Annotated in this window: 6 protein-coding genes; 4 read left to right on the forward strand and 2 right to left on the reverse strand. The window is 44.0% G+C overall.

Annotated elements, in window-relative coordinates:
• A partial coding sequence (locus tag ACRC27_RS11490; RefSeq protein WP_438639920.1) for a YchJ family protein occupies window positions 1-239 on the reverse strand: 239 nt, incomplete at its 3' end.
• Window positions 240-314: 75 nt separating this feature from the next.
• On the opposite strand from ACRC27_RS11490, the gene rssA reads away from it, so the two are divergent.
• Together rssA and ACRC27_RS11500 are read left to right on the forward strand one after the other, a co-directional pair.
• A complete protein-coding gene (gene rssA / locus ACRC27_RS11495; protein ID WP_438631170.1) occupies window positions 315-1,232 on the forward strand; it encodes a patatin-like phospholipase RssA in 918 nt (305 codons plus the stop codon).
• 98 nt (window positions 1,233-1,330) lie between these two features.
• Window positions 1,331-2,479 (forward strand): response regulator, encoded by a 1,149-nt coding sequence (locus ACRC27_RS11500; protein WP_438639921.1) that lies wholly within the window; start codon window positions 1,331-1,333, stop codon window positions 2,477-2,479.
• 68 nt (window positions 2,480-2,547) lie between these two features.
• Here ACRC27_RS11500 and ACRC27_RS11505 read toward each other — a convergent pair whose 3' ends face one another.
• Window positions 2,548-3,933 carry a peptide MFS transporter gene (locus tag ACRC27_RS11505; RefSeq protein WP_438631174.1) on the reverse strand — a complete coding sequence of 462 codons (1,386 nt, stop codon included), beginning with the start codon at window positions 3,931-3,933 and terminating at the stop codon, window positions 2,548-2,550.
• A gap of 644 nt (window positions 3,934-4,577) precedes the next feature.
• Here ACRC27_RS11505 and galU point away from each other — a divergent pair.
• Together galU and galE are read left to right on the forward strand one after the other, a co-directional pair.
• The gene (gene galU / locus ACRC27_RS11510; protein WP_438631176.1) at window positions 4,578-5,501 is read left to right on the forward strand and encodes a UTP--glucose-1-phosphate uridylyltransferase GalU; all 924 of its coding nucleotides are present in this window, start codon (window positions 4,578-4,580) and stop codon (window positions 5,499-5,501) included.
• A gap of 9 nt (window positions 5,502-5,510) precedes the next feature.
• Entirely contained in the window at window positions 5,511-6,530 is a 1,020-nt protein-coding gene (gene galE, locus ACRC27_RS11515; protein ID WP_438639922.1) for a UDP-glucose 4-epimerase GalE, read from the forward strand.
• The last annotated feature ends 304 nt before the right edge of the window (window positions 6,531-6,834 follow it).

Genomic DNA, 6,834 nt, shown 5'->3' on the forward strand with positions numbered 1-6,834 from the left:
AGCCCCAGCCATGTCACCTGTTCACAGGCATTCACAATATCGTCACGAAAAGTCTGTGCTTGCCGAGAAGGGTGATAAGTGTCAATGATATACTGAACATTATGCGTTACGTGTGCAGTATAACGTGAGCGCATCAGCGCTTCTGCACTCGGGGCTACCGCAGTACCATCGAGCAACGGGCTACAACAGTGCGCGAAAGTCTGCAAGCTGCCACAAGGGCACAGTGTTTGTTCGTTCATTTCCATCTACTCATCATAAAAATATTACGGGAATGGCGATTATTTTACGGCAATCAGGAGTGTATACATAAAATTATGGAGAAAATAAAAATTGGCATTGCGCTAGGCGCAGGTGCAGCAAAAGGGTGGGCGCATATAGGCGTACTAAAAGCCTTATCTGATTGCGGGATAGAAGCTGATATCGTGGTGGGAACCTCTATCGGTGCGTTTGTTGGTGCAGCTTACGCCAACAACCGGCTTAGCGAACTGGAAACATGGGTAAAAGACTTCAGCTATTGGGATGTGATCCGGCTGATGGATTTTGAGTGGGGAAAAGGCGGTTTGATTCGTGGTGAGCGGGTTTTTGACATTGCTGCTGCAAAAATTGGCAAAAAGAATATCGAAGATTGCATCAAACCCTTTGCGGTAGTAGCAACTGAGCTAGAGACCGGACGCGAGCGCTGGCTGATGAAAGGAGACCTGCAACAAGCGGTCAGAGCATCATGCAGTATGCCCGGTTTACTCGCCCCTATGCAGCTCGATGGAAAATGGATGGTAGATGGCGCAGTCGTCAATCCAGTTCCTATTTCACTGGCAAAAGCGATGGGGGCAGATTTTGTCATCGCAGTCGATTTGGGCCGAGAGCACCAGATGGCCAAAATAGATATGCTTTCGGCATATCCTATAGAGCTGACACAAACAGAAGATGAGAGTTGGCAGGCAAAATTACGGCATAAAATTGAGAAAATATTGCCACAAAAGCGAAATGATAATGTGCCATCAGCGTTAGACGTGATGACATCATCAATGCAAATACTCGAAAGCCGACTGAAAAAAAGCCGAATGGCGGGTGACCCACCGGATGTGCTTATTCAGCCTAATGTGACACAGATTTCTACCCTCGATTTTCACCATGCGGCTGCCGCGATAGATGCAGGTTATCGGGCAGTGGAAAGAGTCTCTGAACAATTAGAACCTATTGTCGCTTTTTTGCAATTACGCGATGAAAAATAGGATCTCTTTACAAAAATAACGTCAAATAAGCCATGATTTCGCGCATTAATTGGTTTTTTGGCACACACTTTACTCGTAGGGCATGCGGAGGTGTGAATATGGAAGCGGAGAATCAGCGTCAGGGAAAAATAAATTTTAGTGGCTACCACTTCATGCTGGTTGACGATGATCCGATCTTTCGGCAACAACTCATCCATTTTATTGAGCGGTTCGGCGGTACAGTCATTGAAGCGCAAAATGGGCAGTATGCACTTGATAAACTTGCTCACTACAAGCCTGATGTGATTTTGTGCGATCTGAGCATGGAAGTGATGGGCGGCATTGAGCTGGTTAAGATCTTACGGGCGCATGGAAATAAAACACCGGTGATTGTGATCTCAGGTTCAGAAAAATTTTCTGATGTAGCAGATGCATTGCGTGCGGGAGCTTCAGATTATCTTACCAAGCCATTAGATGATTTATATATTTTGCATTCCACTATTATGGATGTGCTGCAAACCCGAAAAAACCATGATCTAGAAGTCGAAGAGCTTAATGAGTATTTTCAGCAGTTGCACCAAAACCCGGCTGGCTCTGTGCAGTTGATTCGTCAGTTGATGCCGCCGGTACAATCGAGTATTAGCCATTCATCAGTGCGTTACCGACAGATAAATCAGGCCGATCATATGGGGTTGGTATTTGATTTAGCACCGTTAAGTGCAGATAAGTTTGGTTTTTATGTCTTTGATATGTCAGCCGCAGGCCGTGATGGTCCGGTAGCTGCACTGTTACTGCGTACTCTTTTCAATGGTTTTTTGAGCCATCCTGATTCTCTCAATTTTGTGCTCACCCATGAAGATATTTTGCGCAAAATTTATCAGACTTTTCGTCAGGCTGGGCTGACAATGAATCCTCGGTTATTAATTGGTTCTTATCAGTCAGAGAGCGGAAGCTTGCAACTCTCCGTGGCCGGAATCAGTGTTGATATCACGACGGCAGAAGATGAGAAGTACCGCTTATCCTCTACTCAGCCGTTAGGTCTTAAGGGCAGTTTACAGGCTGAGACCATTAAGTTGCAGACAGTACAATGGAGCGCCAATGTTTCATCATTTCACCACGGGCACTTAGATTTACACGTGCAAAGCGAAAAAAAAGCAGGCCAAAATACTCGGCCTGCTGCTAAACACATTGATGATTTGAGTAAAAATGATATTCGTGCAAATGTAGCTTGTGATACCGCAGATATTATTTTGTTTAATCGGCAGTAGCACACCTTATCTATTTCTGGTTGTGCTACTGCCTTATCATCGCATCGCAAATCTGCGATTAATGTTTATTACGGTTGCTCAACAGTATTAACCTCTACTTTTTGCAGTGACGGTCGGCGGCCTTCAGCGCCATGCATCCATGAAATTAGCTTGCCAGATGCCATCAGAAGGATCAGGCCGGCGATGGTTGCTGCAATCGCGATACCACCAAAAATTGCCAGTGGGCCTGATTCGCCAACAAATGAGCCGATAATCCCTGCGGTGTAGTTTGCCAATGCGTTAAAGCCAAACCATGCACCCATCATTAAAGAGGCTAGGCGCAGTGGTGCAAGTTTTGTCACCATTGAAAGGCCAATAGGGGATAGACACAACTCACCCAACGTGTGGAAGAAATAGGCGCCAACCAGCCAAATCATACTGGCTTTGCCCGATACCTTGGCATCAAACACTGCACCGATCATGCAAAGAAAGCCCAGTGCCAGCATAAACATCGCCATGGCAAATTTGATCGGTGAACTTGGTTCACGCTGACCCAGCTTAACCCAGATAGCGGCAATCAGAGGAGCAAGGGTAATAATAAAGAACGGGTTTAATGATTGAAACCACGCCGTCGGTACTTCAAAGTTACCGATCATTCGGTTGGTATACTCAGCGGCATAGATATTCATCAAGCCACCGGCCTGCTCAAAACCGGCCCAGAAAACAATGGTAAACAGACCAAGAACTAGAATTACTTTTAGTCGATCAACTTCTTGTTTTGTCAGCGGGCCTTTACGATCAGCATTCAGTGCTTTATCACGTTTTGCCGCCGGAACAACACCGATATTTCCCAGCAGTTTACGGGCAAACATTAGCTGAACAGCCAGCGCAATCAGCATGCCGATACCGGCACAGAAGAAGCCTGATTTCCAGCCCATGGCGGTAGATACAGAGCCAGCAACCAAACCTGCAATCAGAGCACCTAAATTGATCCCCATATAGAAGATAGTAAATGCACCATCACGGCGGTTATCGCCCTCTTGATACAGATCACCCACCATAGTGGAGATATTCGGCTTAAATAGACCGTTACCACAGATTAGCAAGCCTAACCCAGCATAAAATGCGGTGATATCAGCACCATTTAACATGCCATGTGGCAATGCCAGCGTAAATTGACCCAGCGCCATCAAGGTGCCGCCAATCAAAATCGATTTACGCTGACCCAGCACATTATCTGCTAACCAGCCGCCAATAAGCGGAGTAATGTAAACCAAACCGGTATAAATACCGTAAAGCTTAAGTGCTTCTTCTGTTGACCAGCCTAATCCACCATTCACTGTTTTATCAGTGAGATAGAGAACCAAAATTGCCCGCATTGCGTAATAAGAGAATCTTTCCCACAATTCGGTACTAAACAGTAAAAATAGACCTTTTGGGTGGCCTAAAAAGTTGGAATGTTGTGTGTTGTTCATCACTTTCCTTTTTTGTTTTTTTAAAACTCCATTTTTATATACACCGTAGAGGTTTAATCTGCAATCTAAAACATTTTTGAAACAAATCATTGTTTCGGTAACTCTTTGTATGTTTTGGGAACAGAGTGTAGGGGATAGGTGAGCTTATCGCTTTTCTGAGTTACTTTGCTGGTATAAAATAACGCATTAATTACATTTGGCAGTTTAAAGCCCTAATTTACTTTGTATGGTAGGTGCATCATGCCTTATATTGCAATGTGAATGAATTTAACATTAATAACAAAAAATAAACCGCTATGGTTATTCAGATTAGCCATATACGTGAAGCTGAATCGGTTAATCGCACTATTGGCTGATATACTCACGATATAATCAGCCATACTGTTATTACTTTGTTCAAAACATGATGGGTGCATGGCAAGAGAGTCTGTGATTGCATGTAATATACAGAGCAGTATTTTGTCTCTATCCAGAACAGAGATAGAGATACATAGTCTCTTCACCATTACGGTATCTTCACAATAAGGTGGCTTTTGTGAAATATACGGAGTGGTATTTCATGAGACGTATATTTTCTGTATACCGTGTTTCGTGTACATTTTACCGATTACATTTAAAAATTTGTTTTATTGCGAGGATGGCAAATGTCTAATTATCAGGTTCACAAGGCGGTAATTCCTGTCGCGGGTTTGGGGACGCGGATGTTGCCAGCGACCAAGGCAATCCCAAAAGAGATGCTACCGATTGTAGATAAACCGTTGATTCAATATGTTGTCAGCGAGTGTATTGCGGCAGGGATCACTGAGATTGTTCTGGTTACACATTCGTCAAAAAACTCGATTGAAAACCATTTTGATACCAGCTTTGAATTAGAAGCCACACTTGAAAAACGTGTAAAACGTCAGCTTCTGGAAGATATTCAGGCGATTTGCCCAAAACATGTCACCATCATGCATGTTCGTCAAGGGCATGCAAAAGGTTTGGGCCATGCCGTATTGTGTGCAAAACCGTTAATTGGTAACGAACCTTTTGCCGTGGTACTGCCTGATGTCATTATTGATGACTTTGATGCGAATCCGAAAACAGAAAACCTGGCGGAAATGTTAACGCGTTTTGCTGATACCGGTATCAGTCAAGTTATGGTTGAACCCGTTCCAGAAGATGATGTATCAAATTACGGTGTTGCTGACTGTGGTGGTGCAAAATTACAACCGGGTGAATCACATCTGATGACCGCTGTGGTTGAAAAACCAGCACAAGATGAAGCGCCATCAAATTTGGCGGTGGTAGGGCGCTATGTCTTACCACAAGAGATCTGGTCTTTACTTGAAAAAACGCCAATGGGCGCAGGTGATGAAATTCAGCTTACTGATGCAATTGCTATGTTGATGGAAACTCAGCAGGTTGAGGCTTATCACATTCGTGGTCGTAGCCATGATTGCGGCAGTAAATTAGGGTACATGAAAGCGTTTGTTGAATACGGAATGCGCCACAATGAGTTGGGCGAAGAGTTTTCTGATTACCTGTTACAATTGGCGGCTAAACAGTCTCTTAATTCCCCAAAATAAGGATTTTTTATGGCTATTTTAGTCACCGGTGGCACAGGATATATTGGTAGCCACACTGTACTTGAGCTGCTAAATAGTGGCGAAGAAGTGGTTATTATCGATAACCTGTGTAATTCCAGCCGTGAATCACTTCGCCGAGTTGAAAAACTGACCGGTAAAACCGCACAGTTTTATCAGGCTGATATTAGTGATCGTAGTGCGCTGCGCGCTATTTTTGCAACACACAATATTGAATCTGTTATTCATTTTGCTGGCTTAAAAGCGGTGGGGGAGTCTTCACAGATCCCTCTGGCCTATTACCAAAATAATATCTCGGGTACGCTGGTGTTGTGCGATGAAATGGCACAAGCCGGGGTCTTTCGTTTAGTGTTTAGTTCATCTGCAACGGTGTATGGTGATCCGCATACTGTACCGATTCAGGAGCACTTCCCGACGAGCGCAACAAACCCGTATGGCCGTTCAAAATTAATGGTTGAAGAGATGCTGCGTGATATTGTTGCTGCAGACCCGCGTTGGTCAGTGGTGTTATTACGCTATTTTAATCCGGTAGGCGCACATATCAGCGGTGAAATTGGGGAAGATCCAAATGGCATTCCAAATAACTTGTTGCCATATATTTCACAAGTCGCGGTAGGGCGTTTACAGCAATTGTCTGTTTTTGGCGATGATTATCCTACTACCGATGGCACAGGTGTGCGCGATTATATTCATGTGGTGGATCTGGCCTTAGGTCATTTAAAAGCGCTGAATTACATTGCTGATCGCGATGGTATTTTTACCTTCAACCTAGGCACCGGTCAGGGATATTCAGTTCTGGATATGGTACGTGCTTTTGAACAGGTATCGGGTAAACCCGTGCCGTATCGTGTGGTGGCTCGTCGTGCCGGTGATATTGCCGTTTGTTACGCTGAACCGGCATTAGCCGATCAGGAGTTGGGTTGGCATGCACAGCGCGGGCTTTCTGATATGATGGAAGATACTTGGCGCTGGCAAAGCCGTAATCCAAATGGATATGCAACGTCAGAATAACCTTAATGTTGCTGTTATATCAAAATAGAAACGTTGAATGCTGTAACAGCAATTTATGGGATAGCGAGATAAATGTTAAATCACAAATAAATCGTAATAGAAGTGACAACAAAGTATCGTCAATTCTACAAGTGCTAACATCAATATCCTTAACGGTGAAATAACAAAAAAGCCCACAGTAGATGTGGGCTTTTTATTGCATATTCATTCACGGTATAAACGTGAAGTAAATTGATTATGCGGTGATAGCAAAACTCTCTAAATCTTGACCAGCTTCAAGTGCTTGCTTGATGATTGCCGGTGT

It is taken from the genome of Plesiomonas sp. (assembly GCF_051650925.1).
Classification (GTDB): domain Bacteria; phylum Pseudomonadota; class Gammaproteobacteria; order Enterobacterales; family CAMTGL01; genus Plesiomonas.